Origin of the sequence: Maridesulfovibrio sp. (genome assembly GCF_963676065.1) — a bacterium.
Lineage (GTDB): Bacteria > Desulfobacterota > Desulfovibrionia > Desulfovibrionales > Desulfovibrionaceae > Maridesulfovibrio.
In genome coordinates this window covers 1,864,425-1,888,897 of sequence record NZ_OY780933.1, presented here as the reverse complement: position 1 = coordinate 1,888,897, position 24,473 = coordinate 1,864,425, and the positions used below count along the sequence as shown (strand labels likewise).

Annotated in this window: 18 protein-coding genes; 3 read left to right on the top strand and 15 right to left on the bottom strand. The window is 47.6% G+C overall.

Going from position 1 to position 24,473, the window contains the following annotated elements:
- The first annotated feature begins 73 nt into the window (after positions 1–73).
- On the top strand, positions 74–1,885 hold the full coding sequence (locus tag ACKU35_RS08440; protein WP_319764964.1) for a hypothetical protein: 1,812 nt from the start codon (positions 74–76) through the stop codon (positions 1,883–1,885).
- A 78-nt stretch (positions 1,886–1,963) separates the two neighbouring features.
- Here the strand turns inward: ACKU35_RS08440 and ACKU35_RS08435 are convergent, their stop codons facing one another.
- The 5 genes from ACKU35_RS08435 to ACKU35_RS08415 all read right to left on the bottom strand — a co-directional run bounded on the left by ACKU35_RS08435 (position 1,964) and on the right by ACKU35_RS08415 (position 8,238).
- On the bottom strand, positions 1,964–2,524 hold the full coding sequence (locus ACKU35_RS08435) for a flavin reductase family protein (protein ID WP_319764963.1): 561 nt from the start codon (positions 2,522–2,524) through the stop codon (positions 1,964–1,966).
- A 132-nt stretch (positions 2,525–2,656) separates the two neighbouring features.
- Complete coding sequence (locus tag ACKU35_RS08430; protein ID WP_319764962.1) at positions 2,657–3,454, bottom strand: hypothetical protein; 798 nt, start codon at positions 3,452–3,454, stop codon at positions 2,657–2,659.
- A 1-nt stretch (position 3,455) separates the two neighbouring features.
- On the bottom strand, positions 3,456–5,441 hold the full coding sequence (locus ACKU35_RS08425) for a cation:proton antiporter (RefSeq protein WP_319764961.1): 1,986 nt from the start codon (positions 5,439–5,441) through the stop codon (positions 3,456–3,458).
- A gap of 2 nt (positions 5,442–5,443) precedes the next feature.
- Positions 5,444–5,791: a TraR/DksA C4-type zinc finger protein gene (locus tag ACKU35_RS08420; RefSeq protein WP_319764960.1), complete on the bottom strand. Its 348-nt coding sequence runs from the start codon at positions 5,789–5,791 to the stop codon at positions 5,444–5,446.
- Positions 5,792–5,916: 125 nt separating this feature from the next.
- Positions 5,917–8,238 carry a methyl-accepting chemotaxis protein gene (locus ACKU35_RS08415; protein ID WP_319764958.1) on the bottom strand — a complete coding sequence of 774 codons (2,322 nt, stop codon included), beginning with the start codon at positions 8,236–8,238 and terminating at the stop codon, positions 5,917–5,919.
- A gap of 234 nt (positions 8,239–8,472) precedes the next feature.
- Here ACKU35_RS08415 and ettA point away from each other — a divergent pair, with 234 nt between their 5' ends.
- Positions 8,473–10,155: an energy-dependent translational throttle protein EttA gene (gene ettA, locus ACKU35_RS08410; RefSeq protein ID WP_319764956.1), complete on the top strand. Its 1,683-nt coding sequence runs from the start codon at positions 8,473–8,475 to the stop codon at positions 10,153–10,155.
- 42 nt (positions 10,156–10,197) lie between these two features.
- Here the strand turns inward: ettA and ACKU35_RS08405 are convergent, their stop codons facing one another.
- The 9 genes from ACKU35_RS08405 to ACKU35_RS08365 form a co-directional block, all read right to left on the bottom strand.
- Positions 10,198–11,352, bottom strand: coding sequence for a GGDEF domain-containing protein (locus ACKU35_RS08405; RefSeq protein WP_319764954.1), 1,155 nt, complete (start codon positions 11,350–11,352; stop codon positions 10,198–10,200).
- Between the two features lie 121 nt (positions 11,353–11,473).
- Complete coding sequence (locus ACKU35_RS08400) at positions 11,474–12,097, bottom strand: hypothetical protein (RefSeq protein ID WP_319764952.1); 624 nt, start codon at positions 12,095–12,097, stop codon at positions 11,474–11,476.
- Positions 12,098–12,124: 27 nt separating this feature from the next.
- The gene (locus ACKU35_RS08395) at positions 12,125–12,895 is read right to left on the bottom strand and encodes an ABC transporter substrate-binding protein (protein ID WP_319764950.1); all 771 of its coding nucleotides are present in this window, start codon (positions 12,893–12,895) and stop codon (positions 12,125–12,127) included.
- Between the two features lie 436 nt (positions 12,896–13,331).
- Positions 13,332–15,203 (bottom strand): methyl-accepting chemotaxis protein, encoded by a 1,872-nt coding sequence (locus ACKU35_RS08390; protein WP_319764948.1) that lies wholly within the window; start codon positions 15,201–15,203, stop codon positions 13,332–13,334.
- A 210-nt stretch (positions 15,204–15,413) separates the two neighbouring features.
- Entirely contained in the window at positions 15,414–16,397 is a 984-nt protein-coding gene (gene pdxA, locus ACKU35_RS08385) for a 4-hydroxythreonine-4-phosphate dehydrogenase PdxA (RefSeq protein ID WP_319764946.1), read from the bottom strand.
- A 79-nt stretch (positions 16,398–16,476) separates the two neighbouring features.
- Positions 16,477–18,381, bottom strand: coding sequence for a 1,4-alpha-glucan branching protein GlgB (glgB, locus tag ACKU35_RS08380; RefSeq protein WP_319764944.1), 1,905 nt, complete (start codon positions 18,379–18,381; stop codon positions 16,477–16,479).
- Between the two features lie 87 nt (positions 18,382–18,468).
- Entirely contained in the window at positions 18,469–19,917 is a 1,449-nt protein-coding gene (gene glgA, locus ACKU35_RS08375) for a glycogen synthase GlgA (RefSeq protein ID WP_319764942.1), read from the bottom strand.
- Between the two features lie 27 nt (positions 19,918–19,944).
- Positions 19,945–20,424 (bottom strand): NUDIX hydrolase, encoded by a 480-nt coding sequence (locus ACKU35_RS08370; protein WP_319764940.1) that lies wholly within the window; start codon positions 20,422–20,424, stop codon positions 19,945–19,947.
- A gap of 975 nt (positions 20,425–21,399) precedes the next feature.
- Positions 21,400–22,008, bottom strand: coding sequence for an L-threonylcarbamoyladenylate synthase (locus ACKU35_RS08365; protein WP_319764938.1), 609 nt, complete (start codon positions 22,006–22,008; stop codon positions 21,400–21,402).
- Positions 22,009–22,207: 199 nt separating this feature from the next.
- Here ACKU35_RS08365 and ACKU35_RS08360 point away from each other — a divergent pair, with 199 nt between their 5' ends.
- A complete protein-coding gene (locus ACKU35_RS08360; protein ID WP_319764935.1) occupies positions 22,208–23,872 on the top strand; it encodes a glycosyltransferase family 2 protein in 1,665 nt (554 codons plus the stop codon).
- Here ACKU35_RS08360 and ACKU35_RS08355 read toward each other — a convergent pair.
- Positions 23,865–24,455: an RNA methyltransferase gene (locus tag ACKU35_RS08355; RefSeq protein ID WP_319764933.1), complete on the bottom strand. Its 591-nt coding sequence runs from the start codon at positions 24,453–24,455 to the stop codon at positions 23,865–23,867. The genes ACKU35_RS08360 and ACKU35_RS08355 overlap by 8 nt on opposite strands.
- Positions 24,456–24,473 lie beyond the last annotated feature (18 nt).

The following is a 24,473-nucleotide window of genomic DNA, read 5'->3' as shown; positions in this document are numbered from 1 at the left end:
CCCCCACTTTGATAGTCAAGTTTTAACATAAAAAAAAAGAATGTTGTCAAAGGCAACGCAAAATGGAGTGCAAGTGAGAAACGCTACGATATATGACATTTGTGATGAACCTATTCTTGAGTGCAAGAATCCGAGTGAACCGGGAAAGAATCTGAAAAAGCTCTACAAAAAACTTTTTGGTAATCCGCTTTTCAAACATTTCATCCTTCGCTGGTGTTCACATCCTGCTATTTTTAGAAGTCAGGTCGGGCCGTATCAAGAAATGATGAGTGCGGCCATGCAGGCCGATTATGATAACTGGCAGGATAAGGAATGGATCGAAAAGACCTTCGCTCCGCTGGCGAAACTGCTCGACCGAATTAAGGACCCTGAGTGGAGAATCCGCGAAAAAACTGACACCAGACCTCCACGCATGCACGAAAAGGAAGTAAATGAAGTTTTAAACGCGGTCCTGACTGATATTATCCGCGTTTGGGATAAAAACCCGGATGACCCTTATTTCCCGGTTTCCGCACAGGTGGTAATGCCCGGAGATTCCATCTGCGACGGTGAAAATTTCATGAACATCATGACCGGGCTGGGTTCATACGAATTCCAGAATATCAACCTGCTTTTCGGGCTGATGCGTTGTTTCCTGCATGCCAATCCGTTGGCTCTGAAAATTTTTCGCCGTCCTTGGAAAGGTATAGCGGAGCCGCTTTCCATGCGCGTTTCATGGATAACACATCGGACCGGATTTTATGACGATATTTTCTGGGAACAGATATACAACCTTTATATATTGGAAGAGCTGCCTCAGGCAGAGCAGAATAAACTTCAGGAAATGATGGAATCCATTCTCCATTTCCTGATCGTGACCAGCATGGAGTGGCTGAAGGCTCCGAGTTCAGGCATCAGGCACCCTGCCATTACCTGCCTGCCCAAGGACGGCAACGGTCTGCCGCTATGCAACCTTAAACCACGAGACTGGAAAGCCAAAAAAGAACTTGGCTTCGATGACTATGTTCCAGATGTGGACACCACTTTTCTCGCCCTTGCGATGTCCCGCAAATGGCTGGACCTTACTGAGGGAAAAAATCTTAAGACAAACCATGAGCTTTTGCGCGCAGCCGAAATGTTTCTGGATTTTCCGTGGGTCGAGATAATCAACGAATATCAGATAGGCGGGGGCAACAGGACCAATCCTCCGACGATCACCATGACCCGTCCGCTGGATTATTTCGGTTCCGTACCGCTATGGTTCGACAAACCGTTTAAGAAGGACAATGAAGACGGACGCATAATACGCGAAACTCTGGGCAATGAGATATGCCCCGGCCATAATATGGATATTTTTGAGGCTATCCTCGCTAACCGCGAACAATGGAAAGCACTTGAGGGGGAAAATCTTGCAACCCTGCAACGATTTCTGACTTTCCACCATAACGCATTCATGAGCGGAAATTTTAAACATGATAGTGCGGTACGATTTTACCTGCCTGAAATATATGTCAGTTATGCAGGACGTCTTTACGATACATGGCTGACTATTCCTGAAACCGAACGGAAACTAATAGACCCGGAAGGTAAGGTGGAACAGATCCGGGCCGCGGCAATGGATTACTGCAAGTACGATATGCTCGGCGCGACTCTCAACCCCTTTGATGCTTCATTGGCGGTAGCTACCCTCTGCCTGCTGCGCTACCCCAACAAAGGGGATGGTCTTATCGAACGGGGCATAAAAGTTTTACATGATCATCTCGGCGAAGGTTTTTGCAAACATCCTTACAAAGCCTACGAATGGACCATGGTCAGGCACCCCACAAGGATTATCGTCGGCAGCGAGGTCACAACTTCGCTCTTCGCCATGAATGCCATCGCCTGTTACAAGCATTATATGAAATAGGAATCATAAAATTAACGCAAAAAAAGATCGCAATATTTTTAGAAATATTGCGATCTTTTTTAGTATAACAAGTAGAATCTACTTCAGCTTCTTTCCATCATGCCAAGCCCGCCCGACACAATCTCCGACTGACCAGTAGCGGTTGTCAGGCATGGTCAGGGTTACGGGGTTGACCTTTTTGATGTCTGGTATGTCATCGGTAAGCACATCTTCGTCACACCATGTGGCTACAACTTCACCTACAAAAAGGGTATCGTTGGGCAATTCCATGGAATCATATACCTTACACTGGATAGCGACAGGACATTTGCTGATAATCGGTGCGTTCTGTAATATTCGCGGCTCGACCTCGAACAGTTCTGATTTATCCAGTTTATTACCGGAAACGAGACCGACAAAATCCGTAACTTCAACCATATCTACGGAAGGAATATTTACGCAGAACTCACCGCTGGCCTGAATTGCCGTATTCGAAAAATGCCGCTTGCCAACAGAAATCATCAGCAGCGCAGGATTGTAATTAACACGTGAAACCCAGGCCAACGCCATAAAATTATTTCTTCCCTCGTGCCGAGATCCCAGAATCGTCTGAGGCATGGGCAGAGTAAACCCCTGTATACCTATATTTTTCTTAGCCATTTTAGCTCCTGTGTAAAAAATAAGCAGGATAACAATTCCACAAATGTTATTCAAATGCCACCTGAATTTATAGAAAAAGCAGTTAATCCAAAAGCGAATAAAACATTATCGCTTAACATTACCCACTATCTCTTAAAAAACACTGCCGCAAAGGAGCGGGGCTTCGATAATCAAGATTTCGCGCGGTCCCAGACCTGAATCAGGATTGGCCTTGATGATAGGTTCAAGATTTTCCAGATTTGAAATATCCACCTTGTTGACCCCGCTGTTCCGCGTAGCATGACAAAGCCAGACATGGCCTTTGCCATCAGGAAGAATCAGCCCGACATGATAATGAAGCACCCTGTACTTTTTATAGTTGATATTTTTACTCATGGAAAAAAGGTAAACATGTCCGGGTGTCATCTGTTTAACCACATCCGCCCACGCTGTGCGGTCGCTGAGTTTAAAGCCGCGCAAAGTCATGCCGTTACCGTCTTCAATCACAGCATTCTGGCCGTATGGCAGAACTACTTTTCGCGGTAATCCCTCGGTAATGTTCAAGATCAGATCATAACCGAAATCCCAATCTTCACCGTAAGGGGAATCCGGACCGCTGTCCGCAAGACGGTCAATGGTCGTATCCGTGAGATTAAAGTTTCGATTAAAGTAGTAACGGGAGGCGGACACGGTAAAGCCACTGCAATTAAGTCCCGGTTTTTTAAGAAAAACACCCTGCTCTGCGAAAAAAGTAAAATCCCCCTCGCTACTGACAGCCGCATCATCACGATAAGGAATTGTTTCAAAATAGTTGAGTATATCCACCGGCCTTGAACAAGTTTTAGGAGCCGGTCCCAATCCCCTAGGGTCTGGAATGTGTGGATTCGCACATCCGCAGGCCAGAGCTGCAAACAAAAGCCAAAAAATAGTATAAATAATTCTTCTGAACATCTTAAACCTCTTTAAGATCACATTTAGGAACAGTAGCAAGGCACCTGAACCTTTCAATATTTTTACGTCCACCGAGCACTCCCACAATATCACCGATCATAAAGCGGAAGGAACTGTCTGGATTCTGTATAAAACGATCATCACGTAAAACCCCGGCCACGGAAACCCCTGTCACGGTCCGAATTTTACTTCCGGCCAGAGAACTGCCCACAATATCTGCATTTTCTTCCACCTCAACCCAGTTCAGGTTGACGGACTCTGCGGCTTTGCTCAAGCGGGCGAGCAGGGCTGTCTTGGGATAATTAAGTTCCAGATCAGGTGTATACCTTTGCCGGCGCATGGAATCCATTACATTTTGAATTTCCACCGGGGACAGGCAGAAATTAAACAATGTCTGGCGGATCATCTCCAGACCGGTTTCAAATTCAGGCATGATTATATGATCCACACCAAGTTCATTAAGGACTTCCAGATGTTCCGGATTGCGGGAAAGAGCAACAACCGGACATTGCGGAGAAAGATATTCCACCCGTTCAAGTATGGCTGCTGATCCCCGGACCGAAGGGATGGTCATAAGAACCATACGGGCATGTGAAACCCGTGCGGCTTCAAGAACAATTTCCTGCCCTGCGTCACCATAGATAACAGCACGCCCGTCTTCCACGGCCTGATCGACCTTTCCGGCATGAATCTCAACAACCACGTGGGGGATATCAATCTCACGCAGGGATTCGGCAACATAAGAACCGAACCTACCGTAGCCCAAAATCACCACGTGCCCGTCCAATTCGTGCTCTGGAAGATTCATACTTTCAAAGGGATCGGACTTGCGATGCTTTTGTATACGCGAATACAAGGGACCGGTACAGGAAGCCACGATAGGAGTTATCAGCATAGTGACAATCCCTGTGCCCATGAAAAGCGGGAAATACTCTTTAGGGAATGAACCGGACTCCGCACCCTGCTGAAGAAGCAGGAAGGAGAGCTCACCCACCTGAAACATCCCCAGCCCCAAGGCCAGCGGTATCACGTTGCGATAGCGGAAAAGACGGGCCACAGAGCCGAAGATCAAACCTTTGAACACAAGGATAGCAGAGGCTAGGATCAGTATGGACCAGATGTGCTCCCATACATAAACCGGATCAATGAGCATACCGACCGAAGCGAAGAAGATAAGACTGAATATATCGCGCAGGGGCAGTATATCACTCAGGGCCTGATAGGCATAGCGGGATTCACTGAGCACCATACCGGCAACAAAAGCTCCGAAGGCGAATGAAAGGCCGAGGGAATGTGTGGCATAACCGATTCCCAATCCGATAGCACTGCACGAAAGCATAAACATCTCCCGTGAATTCCATCCGGCTACGATTCTCATAAATCGCGGTATGACTCGTGACCCCAGAACAAACATGGATAAGAGAAAAAGCACTGTTTTGATTCCGGCCATGCCCAACTGCGCCAGCCCGAAGGAATCCGAACCAAGCTGAGGCATGATGATCAGCATCGGCACGATGGCAATATCCTGCACCACCAGCATACCGAGCATGACCCGACTGGAGAGAGTACCGACCAGCCCTTTGCTTTCTAAGGTTTTCAGCACAACCATGGTACTGGACAAAGAAACGAAGGCCCCGAACCAGATAGAGAGATGCGAATCCCAGCCCATAAGCTGCCCGGTTCCCCAGCCGAAAGCCATTGTCAGAATAATCTGCAACGGGGTACCGATCAAGGCCACATAGCGCACGGGTTTGAGTTCTTTTATTGAAAATTCGATGCCAAGAGTGAAGAGCAGCAGAGCCACCCCGATTTCAGCCAGCAGCTCAATCTCATGCACTCCGGAAACTGTAATTCCCCCAGTGTGCGGGCCAACCAGCACTCCGGCAACAATATAGCCCAGCAAAAGCGGCTGTCTAAGCATCCGGGCCACAAAACCGCCCAGCATACCGGCAACAATGAGTATTACAAGATCAGATGCAATTCCCAAAACTACTCCTTGAAGTGCTCTGCACAGTGCACGCAAAAACGGCTCTCAGGAAGAGCCAGCAGCCGTACATGGGGAATATCTTCACCGCACTCCTCACATTCCCCGAAAAAAGGATCATTTTCCAGACGGTTCAGGGCATCTTCCAGATTAAGAATTCGCTGGCGGGACTGGGCTATGGAACTTTTGTTGATGCCCTGATTCAGCATAGTATCCAACCGGGAAAGCCTTCCTATCGCCGCGTCCGGTTTGACCGGATTCACCGTTTCCTTAAGGTTCTCGACCTGCTTTGTCAGGTTTTCAATTTCAACTGCAATTTTATTTTTAAGTTCTTCTTTTTGTTTATCATTCATAACCATCTCCATTAAATTACAGATATTACCCGGCGGAAGTTGCGCTGGCAAGATGAATCGCAAAAACAAAACCCCCTTTGCTCTTCAGAAAGAACAAAGGGGGCTGTAAGCTTACTTTGAACTGTTTATTTATCCGGCTGGATATCCTCAATTACACTATTCAGCTTTGAGGCCATTCCGGCTACATCCTGAACGGCATTTGCAGATTCGCTCATACCCTGTGAGGTTTCAAGAGAAATTCTACTGATATCTTCAGTCGCCCTATTGATTTCCTCACTGGTGGCGGACTGTTCTTCAGCAGCCGTCGCAATCGCCCGAATCTGATCCGATGCATTGCCGACCAATGTCAGTATTTCCGAAAGATTACGTCCGGACTCGTGAGCCAGTTCACTGCTGTTTTGAGCGGATTCAGCGGCAACTTCAGTGGCAGAAACATTCTGCTTAGTCATATTCTGAATTTTAGTTATGGCTTCACCTACTTCACCGGTGGCAGACATGGTATTCTCTGCCAGCTTGCGAACCTCATCGGCAACAACCGCGAAACCGCGTCCGGCATCACCGGCCCGTGCGGCCTCAATAGCGGCGTTAAGGGCCAACAGATTGGTCTGATCGGCAATGTCACTGATCACGCTAAGAACATTACCTATTGCGCTTGCTTCTACTCCAAGCTGCTCCATGGATTCTCTAAGCGCTTCAGCTTGAGAACGCACACCGTCTGCCGATTCAATCATCTGCTGCGCCAGTTGCGAACCGTTTTCAGCCTTGTCACGGGCGGAATTGGCATCTTCAGCCGCTGCTCCGGCATTCTGGGCCACCTCCAAAACAGTGGCATTCATTTCTTCCATGGCAGTGGAAGTTTCAGCAACTCGGTCCCGCTGCTCCTGAGCACCCCGGTTGGATTGTTCAATCTGGGCGGAAAGCTCATCAGCCGCACTGGAAAGGGATTGCGAAATATGCTCCGCCTCTGCGGCGGCAACGGTTATACGTTCATTCTGTTTTTCGATAGCACGGGCCTGCTGCTTAATCTCAGTCATATCGACCCAGGCGGACAGGGAACCGAGCATGTTGCCATCCATATCGTAAAACGGGGTTGTAGAAATATGTATATTCCTAACACTGCCCTTAAAGCCGGTGTAATCCATATCCAGCTCTATGGCTTCCTTTTGCTTCAGCGCTTTTTGGAATGCGTTTTCTTTTTGGGAATCACCGTAATAAAACTCACCGGCGGGAAGCCCTACTGCGGTTTCAGGAGTATGGTCGGTTTCAAGCAAATCACAGACAAGCTGGTTACACCAGATCATCTTACCGTCCGGATCAACAACACCGCACGGAATGGTCAGTCCGTTAAGCACACCCTCGGAAAAACCGAGCTTGACTTTAAGCTCCGTAACCATCGTATTAATTTTATTCGCTAGGTTTTCAAATTCATACTGATAGTTACCCTGTAATTCAGCCTTGAGGTTTCCTTCGGCAATCTCAGTTGAAAATTCAAGGATGTTCTCCACCGGCTGCAGCACAAGCCTTCTAAGCATAATAACCATCACTAAGCTCAGAATCAGTACAACAACAGCCCCGCCGATGAGCAGGATATTACGCTGGTGGGTAGCCGCGGCGGTAAGATCATTCTCATAAGCCGAAACTACAATGGCCCACCCGGTATCAGGCATGGTCTTAAAAACCATGTACTTTTCGCGCCCTTCCCATTCATAAGCTGCAGCACCGTTTTTCTCGGAAAGAATAGTCTTGGCAAAATCATACTTTGATACATCTTTTAAATACAACTTCTTGTTGGTGGCATGGGCAATTATGCGTCCCTTGCTGTCCACCATGAAACAGTAGCCGTCTTTACCTATATGGAAAGGATCTATAAAGCTTTTGGTGTATCTTTCCCACTTGGGAAAAATACCGAGACCACCGACGATCTTGCCGGAAGCATCGCGCACAGCGTGGGCAATAGCGTAGATCATTATGCCGCCGCCACTCTTAGAAATAAGGACATCGTCCTGAATATAAAAATCTGTACCGGAAAGAACTTTTTTTACATAGCCTCGGGAAGAACGATCCGCCCCGGCCATATCCTTGCCCTTGGCATTGAAACCGGCGACAACTTTTCCTTTATCGTCAAAGACAAAAGCTGCCCAATAATCACTGGAGGACTCCATTAAGCCCTTCAACTGCATCGCTGCAGGCCCTATATTACCACGGATAAGGGCCTCACGAACAGGATCCCCTTTAGCAATCAGTTTTACAACATCAGAGGTCTGTCCCATATAAAGCTCAAGAGCCTTTTCAGACTGATCAACCATGCTCTGCATGGCATTTTTCTGCTCTTTAAATATTGCATGGTATGTACTGTCTGCTACCCACCAAACTCCTATCGAAATAGTCAAAGAGATCAAAACAAAAATAATAACGGCAACAACAGAGTTAATACTCTTGATTCGCATAAGCATTTATCCCTTTTACTTTTAAATTAATGGATCATCTCTCATTCTAAAGTTCATCTCAACCCCTAGCATATTATTGCTGCATAAAACAATCAAATAACATCACTTTTCCAGCATATCTCATAAAATTGACACGTTAGCACAAATTGGGCTGCAAAATTCAAACATTGCCTGAGACTGATTTTTCTGCCACAAGTGGTAAAAACTAAATAGCAACCAAATGAGGTAATAAAGATGAGCAACGAACCTGATAAGATCATATATTCCATGGTCCGGGTTAGTAAGTATTACGACAAGAAACCCATTCTTAAAGATATCTCCCTTTCATATTTCTATGGAGCGAAAATAGGCGTACTGGGCCTGAACGGTTCCGGTAAAAGTTCGCTTCTCAAAATTCTGGCCGGAGTTGATGAGAATTTTGAAGGGGAAACCCACATCTCTCCCGGCTTCACCATCGGGTACCTTGAACAGGAGCCGCTGGTAGATGAAACACGCACAGTCCGTGAAGTGGTCGAAGAAGGCGCGGCGGATGTTGTGGCTCTCGTAAATGAGTTCAACGATATCAACGCCAAGTTTGCCGAACCTATGGAGCCGGATGAGATGGACGCTCTGCTGGAACGTCAGGCCAAGGTGCAGGAAGAAATGGACAACTGCGGGGCATGGGATCTCGATTCCCGCCTTGAGATGGCTATGGACGCACTGCGCTGCCCTCCCGGGGATACTCCGGTATCAGTAATATCCGGTGGTGAAAAACGCCGTGTAGCGCTCTGCCGTCTGCTTCTGCAGGAACCTGATATCCTGTTGCTTGACGAACCTACCAACCACCTTGACGCCGAATCTGTTTCGTGGCTGGAAAGACACCTCCAGAACTACGCCGGTACCATCATCGCCGTTACTCATGACCGCTACTTCCTTGATAATGTAGCCGGATGGATTCTGGAGCTGGACCGTGGCCGGGGCATTCCCTGGAAAGGTAATTATTCTTCATGGCTTGAACAGAAGGAAAAACGCCTCTCCAATGAGGCAAAGTCTGATGAAAAACGCCGGAAAACTCTTGCCCGCGAGCTGGAGTGGATCCGCATGTCACCCAAGGGAAGACGTTCAAAAAGCAAAGCTCGCATCAGCGCCTACGAATCACTTGCCAACCAGCAGTCCGATGAATACTCACGCGAACTGGAACTCTACATCCCACCGGGACCGCGCCTCGGAAAACAGGTTATTGAACTGAAAGGCGTACACAAACAGGCTGGCGACAAGCTGCTTCTCGAAGATACCAGCTTCATGATTCCTGCCGGAGCCATTGTAGGGATTATCGGTCCCAACGGTGCCGGTAAGACCACCATGTTCAAAATGATCGCAGGGCAGGAACAGCCTGATCAGGGTGAAGTCATCGTCGGTGAAACAGTTCAGGTGACTCACGTTGACCAGCATCGCGACGCACTTGATCCCGAAAAATCAGTGTACGATGTAATTTCCGGCGGAAACGAATTCGTTAAACTGGGTGATCGTGAAATCAATGCCCGCGCTTATGTCGGCAAGTTCAACCTGACCGGCTCCGAGCAGCAGAAAAAATGCAAGGTCCTTTCCGGTGGTGAACGCAACAGGGTTCACCTTGCACTCATGCTGCAGGAAGGCGGCAACGTACTGCTGCTTGACGAACCGACCAACGACCTTGACGTCAACACCATGCGTGCGCTGGAGGAAGGCTTGAACAACTTCGGCGGCTGCGTAATGGTTATATCTCATGACCGCTGGTTCCTTGACCGCATAGCTACTCATATTCTTGCATTTGAGGGAGACTCTTCCGTATTCTGGTTTGAAGGTTCATATTCAGAATACGAAGAAGACCGCAAAAAAAGACTGGGAAAAGACGCGGACCAGCCACATCGCATCAAATACAGAAAACTCACAAGATAAAAAACAAAGGGAAGAAAGCCTGTGCTTTCTTCCCTTTCTCATTTATTCAACACAAATTTCGACTGGTTTGAGGGGCGGTTTGATTACCCTCAACATAGCCGGGCAGACCTGATTTCTTCCACTATTCTTTGCCCGGTATAACTGTTCGTCGGCATCCTGCAATAAAGCGGCAAAATTTTCATGCTCATCAAGCTCCGCCACTCCGACACTGATCGAAGCCGGCAGGTATGATTCATCAACTTGAAACATCCTCTCCCGGATGCAGCGGCGTAACCGTTCGGCTACTTTGACTCCATCAAACAAGCTGGAATGAGGCAGGATAATTACAAACTCCTCCCCACCCAGACGACCGAAATAATCCACTTCCCGCAGAAGTTCAGAACAGCGTCTGGTTGTCTCTTTGAGAACCGCATCTCCGGCATGGTGACCGTGGTCATCGTTTACTTTCTTGAAATGATCAATGTCCATAAGCAGAACCGCCAGCTTATGATCAAAACGAAGGGCGGATTTAAACAGATCTCCTCCGGCCTCAAGAACCTTGCGTCTGCTGTAGACCCCGGTAAGTTCGTCAAATTCCACTAACCGTTTCAAATCTTTGATAGCAGCATACTCCCGGCGCAGGGATCTACCGAATGTAGACAGGAAAAACAGCCCGAAACTATTTACAATAAAAAAATAACTACTTGAATTTATGAATGTTCCAGACTGAATTGGAACTACTGTGGAAAGCGCATACAGATACATAATAGAACCGGCAAACGCTGCTGTAATGGAGGGGAGCAAACGCGGAGGAAGCAGGATATAGTAAGCCATTACAACAAAAACAGTGCTCGGTACACTTAAAGAACCTATGGCGCTGGCTTTTACCAACAGCTCAAGAGATTCCATAAGTAAAAAAGAAAACATGCACAGGGCCATAGCGCTATACTGCAAACCTGGTCTGACTTTATCCACCAGAAGAAAGACAAAAGCGAACATCCCGAAAAAACATGCCCACGCTCTTCCTACTAAAACAGTATGAAACCCTGACCCTAAACCGAGGTCGTAAAAATCGCTGTATACCCCTGCCACACAGGTTGCAATAGTAATAACGTATAAAAAAAGGAGCCTGAAGCGGACAGAAGGCCACTGTTTATTCTGAAAAGATTCCTCTAAATCGGAATCGCAGAATTCTCCCCAAAAATTAAATTTAACCACATTCCCCCCAGAAATAAACGAGGGCAAGACTTATCCAGCCGGGTAACTTAAGTCAAGTTTGAAGCATTACGGCAAGTAGCTGTACATTGCAGAAAAAGCGAAGAGTAACACAGAAAGTAATTCAGATTTTCACCTCGGCGAGCAATCCGTTAACAAGAGAAATTGAAATATCTGTATCAGCCGATTCGCCGCAGGGAATACATGAAGACCATGTTTCAAAAATGCTATCACCATGTTTTTCATAACTATCATTACTCCACTGATAGCGGGAAACAGATTTCATTTTAGAAAAATACTTTCCGAGCGATTCATCACAAACTGTTGGAAGAGCGATACAGGCGCGCCATAAAGACAGGCTTCCAGCCAGTATGTTCCAATCAGGTTCCTGCGGGCAACCTTTCACGGGGCGTGCGGCTTCCATGGGTATAAACAATTCATTTCCTTTAGAAAAAACAGACGTTGAAGCAGGTAAATCATCCATTTTCAATTCCGTGTAGTGCAGCTTGAAAGGAGAGACATACCCGAAATAAACCGCGCGGAAGACTCCTTTTTCAAGGGTAAAATCAAGCATCAGTTGCGGAACGCGCCCCCGTTCCTGCAAAAGATCAATTTCATTAAAATACAGGAGACCTAAATCGGATGGAATAGGTGTATCCTGCGATAATTCTTTCGGATTAAGAAGCAGGGAGATCAGGTAAAGGGCTGGATTTTCAAAGCTGGAGTATGAAATTTCATTAATGGACATTCAACTATCTCCTGCAACACGGGGCTATTACTGGGAACTTATGGTTTTATCATCATTTTCGCATGAATTGCCGATGCCGATTTTCTTAAGGCCTTCGTTAAAAATACGAGCATAAAAGCGGCCCTGCCTATCTTTTCTGAAGGCGACAAAGAGCTCATTCACCCCGAAATTCCGAGGCTTAATCTGGACAAGATTATTATATTTTTTTACTTCGGGATCAGTCTCAGCCATATATCTGTAAACCATCGGATCAACTACAGCGTAATCAATTCTGCCTTTTATGAGCTTCATTATATTGCTCTTATCCGTGGAGGTAAAATCAGCTTTGATTGTTCCGTTGGCAATGGCGTCATCCAGCTCCCGGGTATTGACATAACCGCTCACGAAGCCGACCCGAAGTCCTGCAAGATCGTCAACTGTCTCCCAAGCCGCCGGGTTTTTCTTCCGCTCCAGCAGGCCGATAGGGCTACATCCATAACTGTTTGAAAAAATATACTTTTCAGCCCTATCTCTAGAGTAATATTCCGGGAAATAGCCAATTACCTTAGAATCCGTATCAACCTTGTGCATGGTTCTTTTCCATGGAAGAAATAAAATCCTAAGATCATAACCCATGGCGGCAAAAGCTTTACGGACGGTCACAGCACTTGTCCCCTTGCCTGGAAGAAGTTGTCCCACATAAGGAGGCCATTCAAGTGAAGTCAGGTAGACAATGTTATCTGCGTGCAGGTTACCTGCATTGAGTCCCAGCAATAAAAAAGAGATCACTACGCATATTTTAAAACTCCTGAGATTCATTCATAAACTCCGGTTTTAGTTCTCTGTATTATGTACTTATTAATAGCAGAGGGCAAGATTTAAGCCCGAAAAGAAATGCGGAACAACAAGTTGCTCCGCATTTCAATCCAAACAAAACCATGATTTATGTAAACAGGAGGAGATCTCACACCGCTCTTGCGCTTCACGAAAGAAGTCCAGAACCGACCTCTGTTCCTGCCGGTATTTTCCGGCTATACACAGCTGTCTCAATGTTCCAGTGAACCTCAAACAGATTGAACAACCTGACGTAAAAAGTTGCCATCCTGTCCGGACCGGGCAACCACATACTGTAATCAGGAATACGGGATCGCGGCTATACGGACATCAAAAAATGATGCCCTCGACATCTCCTCCAGGTTAGCTGTTCCTTACTTATAAAATAAGTCTCATTTACGATTTGTCAGCTTCGGCATAGCTAAAATTTTTCATATCCCCTCTTCAACGCGGGCATCTTTTCCGACTCTGTACCAATGGAATCAGTTCTCCGGGAACCGTATTCCCGAACAGTGAAAAAATCCATCGTATCCTGTAATTTAACGGCCTGAGCGGAGAGTTCTTCTGAAGTGGAAGAGAGTTCTTCCGCAAAGGCGGCATTACGTTGTACCACTTCATCAAGCTGGGTTATGGCCTTTGATATCTGTTTCCCGCCTTCATATTGCTCGCGGTTACCCGCCGCCACTTCAGCTACCATTTCCTCGTTACGGTTGATATCCTGAATCATCTTATCAAGCACCAGCTTTGCTTTTTCGGCAACCTCCAGACTTGATCCGGTAAGCTCCCGGATTTCCCCGGCTGCTCCTCCGCTCCTTTCCGCGAGTTTACGCACTTCGGAAGCGACTACGGCAAATCCCTTACCGTGCTCCCCTGCTCTGGCGGCCTCAATCGCTGCATTTAGGGCCAGCAGGTTGGTCTGGCGCGCGATCTCTTCAATGATGGAAGTCTTTTCCGCTATTTCCTGCATGGCATTCACGGTTCGGGAAACCGCTGCTCCGCCTTCTTCCGCCTCACGGGCTGTTTTAATCGCTATCCCGCGGGTTTCTTCGGCGAGCTCGGTATTTTTGGAAATATTTCCGGTCATCTGATTGATGGAAGCGGCGACCTGCTCAACCGACGCCGCCTGTTCAGTTGCCCCAGCCGAAAGATGCTGGGCGGAGGCGGAGACTTCCTCGCTTCCGGCAGCAACCTGCTCAGCGGCAGACTTTACCCCGACAACAACATCACGCAGGGAGGAGATCATACTTCCTAATGAACGCATCAGCCGACCTATCTCATTAGGTGAATTACTTGCAACCGATTCAGTAAGATCTCCGTCTGCCATTTTTCCGGCCACCCGCATCCCTTCACCCACAGGAACGACAACCAGCTTACGAACAGAAAAATAAACAATACCAAAAACAACCAAAACAATCAGAAGACCTACAACTATCAGGACATTACGCTGCATCACGGCAGCCGAGGCCATATCACTCTCGTAAGCGGTAAGCATTACCACCCAGCCGGTCTTGGGATCAGTTTTAAAAATCATAGCTTTATTACGGCCATGCCAATCGTAAAATTCTTTTCCATTACCTGCGGCAAGCGCTTTTTTCATAAAATTATAAGAACTTAAATCTTCCAGAATCAATTTTTCTGACGGATGATAAAGAACCACCCCGGAAGAATCCGTGACGACTCCGTACCCTTCAGTCCCGACAACAACAGGTTTGACAAAAAGGTTGGCGAATTTCATCCAATCACCGAAAACCGCTACTCCGCCTAATACGTTTCCACGCTCATCCTTAACTGCGGCACTTGCTCCGAAAAGCAGACTTTTGTCAGTCTTGGACCTGAAAACCGACTTCGTAATGTATGTATCCTGGCCTTGCAGCACCGCTTTTACATAATCACGTGAGCTTATATCCACCCCCTCCAGATCCGTACCCTGATTCGTTAACCCCGATAAGATCATACCGTTACGGTCGAAAGCCAGAACTGCCCAGATAACATCATTATTAAGCATGGTTTCTTTAAATAGATTTCTGGCTGACGCAGTTTTTCCTTTAAAAATATCATCTACTGCATCAAGCCTGGAGAGGCTTTTAACCACCGCCACGGTATCAGTGATAAAAAGATTGAGGGACGAAGCAATAATTGAGGTCTGGCTCGCAGCTGATTCCATCGAGTTCTCAAGAACAATTTTATAGGAAGAATCCTGAACGTAAATGACCAGTCCCCCTATACCTACTAAAATAGATATTATTATCGGCAATAGAATCACTCGCGACAAACTTCTAGATACCCAACTCATGTAATCGCTCTCCGGGTAGAAATAAGAAAAGTGCTTACTCGCTATAAGACACAGAATAATTACCCTAAAGATAACCCAACTTAAAATTTACGTCCAACATAAAAAAGATCTCCACTTTCCAATGCCGCCAATCTTACGGATGATTCGCAAAAAACAAAAAGCCCGTAAGCATAATTACTTACGGGCAAAAAGAACTAATTAGATTTTACGCTATGCATCAACCATCATTTCGGCGCAATCCATGGCGACTTTAAAACTTTTCAGGGAGGCTTTGCCGGTTCCGGTAATATCGTAGCCGGTTCCGTGATCAGGGGAAGTGCGCGGAAAAGGCAGGCCGAGAGTGATATTCACCGCTTCGCTGAAATGGAGCAGCTTTAGGGGAGCCAGTCCCTGATCGTGATACATGGCCAGAACTGCGCTGAATTCGCCCTGAGCCGCAAAATAAAAAACAGTATCACCCGGAAAAGGGCCTTCGACATCAAAGCCTTTGGCCCGAGCCTGCGCAATGGCAGGTTCAATAACATTGATCTCCTCATCACCGATACGTCCGGACTCACCGGCATGGGGATTCAGTCCGCAAACAGCAATGGGCTTATCAAGCCCCAGAGATTTTACCAGTCCGTCAGTCAACTCAATGCAGCGCAAGATACGCTCTTCTGTAACCAGTCCCGGAATATCAGTGAATCTCGGATGGGTGGTAACGAGACTGACCTTAAGCTTGGGCCCGCCCAGATGCATGCAGACATTCTCGCGCCCTACGCCGGAACGGGTCGCCAGAAATTCAGTATGTCCCGGAAAATCAAATCCAGCCAGTTGCAGCATGGCTTTATTCAAAGGACAGGTAACCAGCCCGGCCAGAACTTTCCGGTTCAGAAGATCCATTGCCGTTTCCATGGCTTCACCGGCACAGCGTCCGCCCTCGGGCTCTGCCTTGCCGACCTGCAATTCAAAATCATTCAGCACTGCCGGGGAATAAAGATAGTATCCCGGCTCCGCATCAACAATCTGCTCCGGATCATCAAGCACGGTATAAAATTTTTCCAGCCCCAGCTTATCAAGGTGATAGAGCAGACCATTCTCTGGACCAATCATCAAATAAGCACGGTCCGTTTTGCGCTCAGACAGCAGACGACAGACCAATTCAGGTCCAAGACCATTAGGATCGCCAAGAGTAATACAAATATTTTTTTTCATATTTACTTCCTGAAAATAAAAGAGGAGGCCGAACACACGACCTCCCGATATTTAATAAATTAAAACAGCAGACTTTCTTCTACTCCCGCCCGGGGCGAAGTGCAATAGCTCCGAGGGGAGGCAGGGTCAATTCCAGATAATAAGGAAACGCGCCCAGATCCCCAGCCTTACGGGCCTCGACCTTGCCAACGTTGCCGACATTGGACCCGCCGTACATTTCGGAATCCGAATTGAAAATTTCCTCCCAGTAGCCATCCTGCGGGCAACCGAGGCAGTAGTTGGTGCGGACAACCGGGGTAAAATTAAAGACCCAAAGCACGGGTCTCTCCCCTTCGCTCTTGCGCAGAAAACTTATGGTGGAGGATTTGTAATCGTTAAACCCTACCCATTCAAAACCAGACCAATCCGTATCGTGCCGGTACATAGCCGGATTTTCATGCATAACCCGGTTAAGGTCGATCACAGTATTACGCAGCCCCTGATGCGAGGGAAAACCGAGCAGAGTCCAATCCAGTTCCTTGCGGCAATTCCATTCATTCCACTGCCCGAACTCGCAGCCCATAAAGAGCAGATTTTTGCCCGGATGAGCCCACTGATAGCTGAACAGCAAACGCAGATTCGCCATCTGCTGCCACATATCTCCGGGCATTTTGGACAGCAGGGCTCCTTTACCGTGCACAACCTCATCGTGGGAAATCGGCAGGAAAAAGTTCTCGCTAAAGGCGTAGATCATGGAAAAAGTTAAATTATTATGATGATACGACCTGTGGATAGGACTTTTTTCCATATAATCAAGGGTGTCGTTCATCCAGCCCATATTCCACTTGAAAGTGAATCCAAGTCCGCCAGCGTAGACCGGACGGGAGACACCGGGCCATGATGTGGATTCCTCCGCAATCATTATTGCACCGGGAAATTGCTCATGAACCACGGTGTTCAATTTTTTAAGCAGTTCAATAGCCTCGATATTCTCGTTTCCACCATGCTCGTTGGGAATCCACTCTCCCTCTCGACGCGAATAATCAAGGTAAAGCATGGAAGCCACGGCATCTATACGCAGTCCGTCAATATGAAATTCCTTTAGCCAGTAGAGGGCATTGGCAAGCAGGAAGTTACAGACTTCATGACGACCGAAATTAAAAATATAAGTTCCCCAATCCGGATGCTCACCCTTTCGGGCATCAGCGTGCTCATAAAGTGCGCTTCCGTCAAAACGGCCCAGCCCCCAATCATCTTTTGGGAAATGGCCCGGAACCCAATCGAGAATAACCCCGAGCCCGGCTTTATGGCACATGTCGATGAAATAACGCAGATCGTCAGGATTACCGTGGCGGGATGTAGGGGAATAATAATGCGTGGTCTGGTAGCCCCACGATTCATCAAGGGGATGCTCGGCAATCGGCATCAGCTCAATGTGAGTGAATCCCATATCCTTAGCGTAAGGAATCAGTTCGTCCACAAGCTCACGGTAGGACCGGTAGTCCCAGCCTTCCCTGCGCCACGAACCCAGGTGGACTTCGTAGACGGAAATCGGCTTATCAAGCGGCAGACCTCCATCGCGCCGTGCGGTCATCCAATCCTTGTCCCGCCATTCATATTGATCAAGCCCCCATGTAACAGCTGCATGGCCGGGACGCATTTCAGTACGGAAAGCGAAGGGATCAGTTTTAGTGACCTCATGACCGTCACTCTGGACCACATGAAATTTATACATCTGCCCGGCTTCCACACCGGGAATGAATCCCGCCCAGATACCGGATACCCCCACAGGCATGAGTTTATTGGCCCGGTTATTCCAGCCGTTAAAATCCCCGGTTACAAAAACTTCACGGGCATTGGGGGCCCAGACCGCAAAACGGTACCCCTCCTGCTCTTCCTGCAGGTCAAAATGAGCACCTAAAATCCGGTATAAATCCCAATGCTCACCCTTGCCGAAGAGGAAAAGGTCAAACGGGGCGATATAAACAGGTAAAGTTTCTGGCATCAGGGCTTAATCCTCTTGCTTGCTGGAACATCCATACATTCGACAGCTTGTAAATTTAAAACAACTTCCGTCAGACTCATGCTTTCACTACACCCTAGCACCAAGGGACTGATATAATTTAATATATTCACCTGCGGAGCGGTTCCATGTAAATTCTTTAAGCATGGCCCGCTTAACCATTTTTTCCCATTCCGGTCGATCATGCCACAGGTCAACAGCCTGAATCACGGCATCATAGAATAAATCCCCGTCCGGCTCGGCAAAAGTAAAGCCGGTGGCACCTTCATCCGGATAAGGGGTGATGGTATCACGCAATCCGCCCACAGCCGTTGCGACAGGCGGAGTGCCGAACCGCAACGCGTAAATCTGGGTCAGCCCGCACGGCTCGTAGCGGGACGGCATGAGGAAAATATCTGCCCCGGCCTGAATTCCATGGGCCAGATCTTCAGTATAGCCCACCTGAACACAAAAACGACCGGGATACTCCTCCATAAACTCCAGCAAGCGGGCCTCGTAGCCGAGGTCACCCTCTCCCAGAACGATTACACCTACTTCCTTCTCCATCAGCCTCGGCAGGATGTCAATGAGCAGGTCAATGCCCTTCTGATCCCGCAAACGGCCTATAAAACCAAGTACAGGTTTATCAACCAACTGCTCGGACATGTAAAAATCGCTAAGCATGCTTTTTTTGCATTCCTGTTTTCCCTGCACATTATCAGCGCTGTAGCAGCAAGGCAGAAATTTATCTTCAGAAGGATCCCAGACAGCATAATCAGCGCCGTTTAGAATGCCATACAATTTGTGGGTCTGAGCGTTCAGAAACCCTTCCAGCCCGCAACCGAACTCAGGTCCCAGAATCTCTTGTGCATATGAGGGACTGACTGTCGTCACGGCGTCGCTGTAGGCAATGCTGGCCTTAAGCATATTCAAATCACCATAAAATTCAGCTCCGTGCATGGACCACGCCTCGGCGGGCAGCCCGGATTCATGGAACAATCTTTCCGAAAAACGTCCCTGAAAGGCGAGGTTGTGGATGGTGGTGACTGTTCTGGTATTTTTCCAGAAGGAATCATGCTCCCGGTCAAAATAAAGATATGGCGGCACAAGCGAGGACTGCCAGTCATGAGAATGAATCACCGTCGGCGCAGATGGCAGCAGGCGGGCCCACTTGAGCACTGCCTTGCAAAAAAAGATGAACCGTTCACAATTATCGAAATAATCGCCGTTGTGGGTATTGTAATAGTGGCGACGATCAAAATATTCACCACGGGAGACAAAATATACGGAAATTCCATCATAATCAGTCTGATATATTTCCGCTGTTGTGGAGGGCCATGGGTATCCCACGTGCAAATCGGAATAGACCAGACGCAACTTGTGACCGGCTAGATTCATCCGACCGTAAAAAGGTGTGATCACAGCAGTCCGCACTCCTTTGGCGTGGACAGCAGGAGGCAATGCCCCCATCACATCACCAAGACCTCCCGTCTTGGAAAAAGGATACATTTCCGAAGTAACATAAAGAACGTCGTGCACTGGCAGGACTCCCTTTTTTATCGCTTGTTAACCGCTGCTACCCACAGCGGCATGTTCATGCAGTCGAAGTATTTTTGAAGAAAAATCACCCAGAATATCCCGATGATCAAAAACCAGATCAGGAAGGCTATGCAATTGAAAAAAAGAAGCCGTTCCAGCATCGTCACCGGCCTGCAGGAGACTGGTATCACGCGCGACTGCGCTGTATGTGATGCTTATGGTGTGCTGGCGGTCATCACGGGTCGGCATGGAGTAAACTCCTACCAGTCCGGTCAACACTACATCAAGCCCGGTCTCTTCTTTTGCTTCCCGCACAGCGGCATGCTCAAGGGTTTCTCCGTAATCCACAAAACCTCCGGGCAAGGCCCAGCCAAAAGGCGGATTGTTGCGCTCAATCAAAACAACTCCGAGGGCGGGATCATAAATAACAACATCCACAGTAGGGACAGGATTACGGTACATAACCACATCTCCCCCACAGTGCGGACAGGGCTTGGAAACGAGCATAAGAAACAACCTTATATATTAAGACAATAAATTAATAGCTATACATCCTGAACAACTAGCATCTATTTTCTACAAATAACTCGAATAAAATTTCATTACAAGAGAATCCGAACCTTTTTCTCAAAGTCCACAATATCTACATAATTCATTCTAGTTCAATTTTTTTTACCACTAGTCCCGGAGGCAGGCAAAACGAGGGAAAACGCCATTCAAAAAGGGTTTCATCAGAAATTGTTCAGCATGCATTCACCCTTTGGAGCAGCTTTAAGGGGCACAAAATGAAAAAGGCCTCGTCGGTTGATCCCGACGAGGCCCGTTTCAGCATTTTTATCAGCAAAAGTTTGAAGGTAATATCTATCTAGCAATGGCCGTGCCAAATTCAACATGCAGGTCGATTTACCATACAACATACTAATTTAAATGAATAAAATATCAAAAGAGTTTTACTGTTCAACCTCAGAGATCAGTACAATAAATTTTACCCGTTAAGGAAATGACCCTCTAACACGGGATTCAGGGTAAAAAAATTTTTACCACTTTTCGGTTGTCCAGATCACTTCTATGACACAGACAGATTTTTCCCGATCCAGTAAGCAGATCACAAAATAAAATTGTTCTGAATTAGTCAGGAAAAAATTCCCGACTGAAAAGAACCGCAAAATGAAAAAGGCCTCGTCGGTTGATCCCGACGAGGCCCGTTTCAGCATTTTTATCAGCAAAAGTTTGAAGGTAATATCTATCTAGCAATGGCTGTGCCAAAAACACAAACGACTACATATAGTCGCATAAACCACTAATATAATTACATCTTATCATAAAGAAATTTTCGCCGGACTGTATGCAATTAAGTACAAAAAATTTTACCAGCCTTGGAAAGACCTCCGTATTAAGGGATCGGAGGTAAAATTTTTTATACCAAACAAAAAGACCTGCCCTCGCATGAAGGCAGGTCTGAAAAACTTTTTCAAAAAAAGGCTAATCCACGAGAGTGAATCCGGCACGGACAATCTCTTCACGAGTTATTACCCCGGCCCGGTATACTTTAATACGTTTTCCTTTAAGCGGTTCAACCACTGTGGATGGTTCACCGCCCCTAGGCCCGGGTTTTTCATCAAAAACACCCTCTACCATCACGGTGAGTTCTTCATCCAGTTCAGAAGCAAGGCCGGTTGGCGGTTTTCCGCTCATGTTGGCACTGGTGGCTATCAGCGGAGTGCGGGCTTTTAAACACAGACTCGCGGCTAATGGATGTTCAGTCCAACGCACGGAGGTATAGCCTCTGGAGTCCTTCACTGCGGAAGGTAGTTCAGGACGGGCCTTGACCAGAATGGAAAGCGGTCCAGGCCAGAATTTACGGGTAAGCTCTAAAATTTCAGGGGAAATTTTGTCAGTGACCAGATCAAGTTGCTCAATACTGCCGACAATCAATGGCAAAGGCTTAAAGATTGGACGCCCTTTGATGCGCGCGACACGGTTGGCCGCTTTTTCATCCATGGCGTCAGCGCCTATGGCGAAAAGCGTTTCCGTGGGGTAGACCAGAACTCCTCCGGTCTTGATTATATTTACAGCTTCCTGCTCACTCATAATTAAACTCCCAAAAACGAACATCCGCATACGGAGCGACTATTAATACCAGCTTTATACTTTATGTCCAGCATCTTTTGCTATATCCGAAATGTAGTGGCTGAATAGCTACATCTCACCGGGGATAAGCAGCATGACTTTATCTTTCGTTTAGCATAATAAACAACACGATAAGCATCTGAACACATGGAGACAATAGATGATTGCCGCTACTAATAATCTGAGCATCAAAAAAATTGATTCTTTCCTTTCGGCAGTAAAAAACTCAGTCCCTCTCTGGGCGCTGGGAACAGAAGAAATTTCTCACCAGAATGGTTTAATTAATGTTTTTAAGCAGCTTTCATCGGCAACAGCACCGTTTGCTGAAATCAGTGCCGGCCTGTCCATGCTGGTCTGGCAGCAGAATCCCCTAAACCGGAGCGCGGCGGAGAAATGCATGCAGCTCAATGCATCCGCATGCCCGGAAGCACTTAGCCGGATACTGCACAGCCTGACCTCGCGCACGGTACCGGATATACCGCTTGAGGACCTCGACGAACTGCTTCAGGCCGGCGATCAGGCACTCGTGGTGCGTCACCTTTTCCCCCTGCTGCGGGGACAGGACGGGCTAAGCTGGCTGACTCATTCTTGGGAGACCCTGCTACGCATGGGCAATGCGGAGCTACCGCGCACAGCTTTGGACCTGATCAACTGGGATGACGATTTTTACCAGTTACAGCAGCGTCTTAAGGTCCAGTACAATTTTTTATACGGCTCCATCGATGAGGCTATGCACGAGCTTCACAAACTTGATTATGACATCTGGTCCCTGTGGATGGATTACATGGAAGCGGAGCTTCTGCTGCGTTCCGGCAGGACCGAAGAAGGAACGCAAAAACTGGCCGGATTATGGAAAGAAAATATCTGGAACCTGAACTGGGGACAAAAGCTGCACAGCCTGCTGAATCCCATCAGCACCGAACGAGCACTTGATGAGTCAGATCAGGTAGCGATCCTGCTCTACTCTTGGAATAACGGGGAACTCATTAAAAACACCCTGAAAAACGTGGCTGACTCCAATATCGGGAACGCACGGATTTTTGCCTTGAACAACGGTTCTGACGACAGCACGGGACAAGTTATAAATGAGGCGAAAGGTCTTTTCAGGCAGGGCTGTTATGATGGAACACACCTACCGGTAAACGTAGGCGCCCCGGCGGCAAGAAACTGGCTGCTCGCAAAACCGGAAGTTCGAAAAGGCAAATGGGCTGTTTTTCTTGATGATGACGTGGAGCTGGAAGCAAACTGGCTGGAAGAGCTGCTGGCTACGGCGCAAAAATACAATAATCCCGGCGCCGTGGGCTGCCGGATAACTTCCACCGCCACTCCGCGCTCATTGCAGTCCGCGGATTACCATCTTTTTCCGCCCGGAGATGGCGTCTCGCAGATAGAAGGACTGACCGAATGGATCAAAATTTTTGACAGCTGCCGCAACGGGCTTGACTACGGACAATTTTCATACACCCGACCTGCCATACATGTTTCAGGATGCTGCCACATGCTGAACATGAAAGCGGTCCATGAATGCGGCGACTTCGACGTACGCTTCAATCCTACCCAGTTCGATGACCTTGAGCGTGACCTGAGAGCCTCACTCGGAGGCTTTGATCATATCTACGCCGGCCAGTTACGCATCGGGCACATTCAACATTCAAGCCTTGCCAAGGCATCCAACGTGCGTTCCATGGCTCAGGTTTTCGGCAACAAGATAAAACTTGAGAGCAAGTACAGCGAGCATGATCTGCATACCCTCTTCGGGAAGGATCTGACCATGCTCTGGCAGGATGTTGAACGTAAATGGAAAGAACTGGCTGAAACTATCTAGCCAGCCATTCCGCAGTAAGCTTTTCCATTTCTTCGGGAGAAAAAGAAGGACTGTCGTACATTCCTTTGGCAAAACGCTGAGAAAATCCGTGATAAAGAATCAGCGCGGCGGCAACGGAAACGTTGAAGCTCTGGATCATGCCCTGCATGGGTATGTATACTTCATCGGGCACCAGCTCTGCCAGTTCGGGAGCAGTTCCGCTGTGCTCATTACTAAGGATTACAGCCGAAGGTTTGCTGAGGTCAAAATCCATCAACGGTTTTGCGGTCTCGGAAAAACCGGTTCTCAAAACCTGATGCCCCTGCTCACGCAATCCATTGACCATTTTGACGGGATCGCTATGCTTGGTGCGTTCAACCCACTTCTTGCCGGATGCAGAAGACTTCTTCGCCAATTCAGGCCATTGTGATACAGTATAGTAAAGGTGAATACCATAAATGCCGAAAGCATCACAGCTCCTGAGAATGGCTGAAACATTGTGCGGGTCCCAGACATTATCAATGATGAGGGTGAAATCCTTCTGGCGCTTTGCCAGTACTTCCCTGACCCTTAACTCTCTTTGGGGTGTTCTCTGTCTTTCCATGGCGTACTGCGTACTCAA

Coding starts and splice junctions, on each gene's coding strand:
- ACKU35_RS08430 (WP_319764962.1), bottom strand. CDS start 3,454: ATGTTCAGAAGAATTATTTATACTATTTTTTGGCTTTTGTTTGCAGCT.
- ACKU35_RS08370 (WP_319764940.1), bottom strand. CDS start 20,424: ATGCTCGTTTCCAAGCCCTGTCCGCACTGTGGGGGAGATGTGGTTATG.
- ACKU35_RS08355 (WP_319764933.1), bottom strand. CDS start 24,455: ATGGAAAGACAGAGAACACCCCAAAGAGAGTTAAGGGTCAGGGAAGTA.
- ettA (WP_319764956.1), top strand. CDS start 8,473: ATGAGCAACGAACCTGATAAGATCATATATTCCATGGTCCGGGTTAGT.
- ACKU35_RS08400 (WP_319764952.1), bottom strand. CDS start 12,097: ATGTCCATTAATGAAATTTCATACTCCAGCTTTGAAAATCCAGCCCTT.
- ACKU35_RS08390 (WP_319764948.1), bottom strand. CDS start 15,203: ATGAGTTGGGTATCTAGAAGTTTGTCGCGAGTGATTCTATTGCCGATA.
- ACKU35_RS08365 (WP_319764938.1), bottom strand. CDS start 22,008: ATGAGTGAGCAGGAAGCTGTAAATATAATCAAGACCGGAGGAGTTCTG.
- ACKU35_RS08415 (WP_319764958.1), bottom strand. CDS start 8,238: ATGCGAATCAAGAGTATTAACTCTGTTGTTGCCGTTATTATTTTTGTT.
- ACKU35_RS08395 (WP_319764950.1), bottom strand. CDS start 12,895: ATGAATCTCAGGAGTTTTAAAATATGCGTAGTGATCTCTTTTTTATTG.
- ACKU35_RS08435 (WP_319764963.1), bottom strand. CDS start 2,524: ATGGCTAAGAAAAATATAGGTATACAGGGGTTTACTCTGCCCATGCCT.
- ACKU35_RS08420 (WP_319764960.1), bottom strand. CDS start 5,791: ATGAATGATAAACAAAAAGAAGAACTTAAAAATAAAATTGCAGTTGAA.
- pdxA (WP_319764946.1), bottom strand. CDS start 16,397: ATGAAAAAAAATATTTGTATTACTCTTGGCGATCCTAATGGTCTTGGA.
- ACKU35_RS08360 (WP_319764935.1), top strand. CDS start 22,208: ATGATTGCCGCTACTAATAATCTGAGCATCAAAAAAATTGATTCTTTC.
- glgB (WP_319764944.1), bottom strand. CDS start 18,381: ATGCCAGAAACTTTACCTGTTTATATCGCCCCGTTTGACCTTTTCCTC.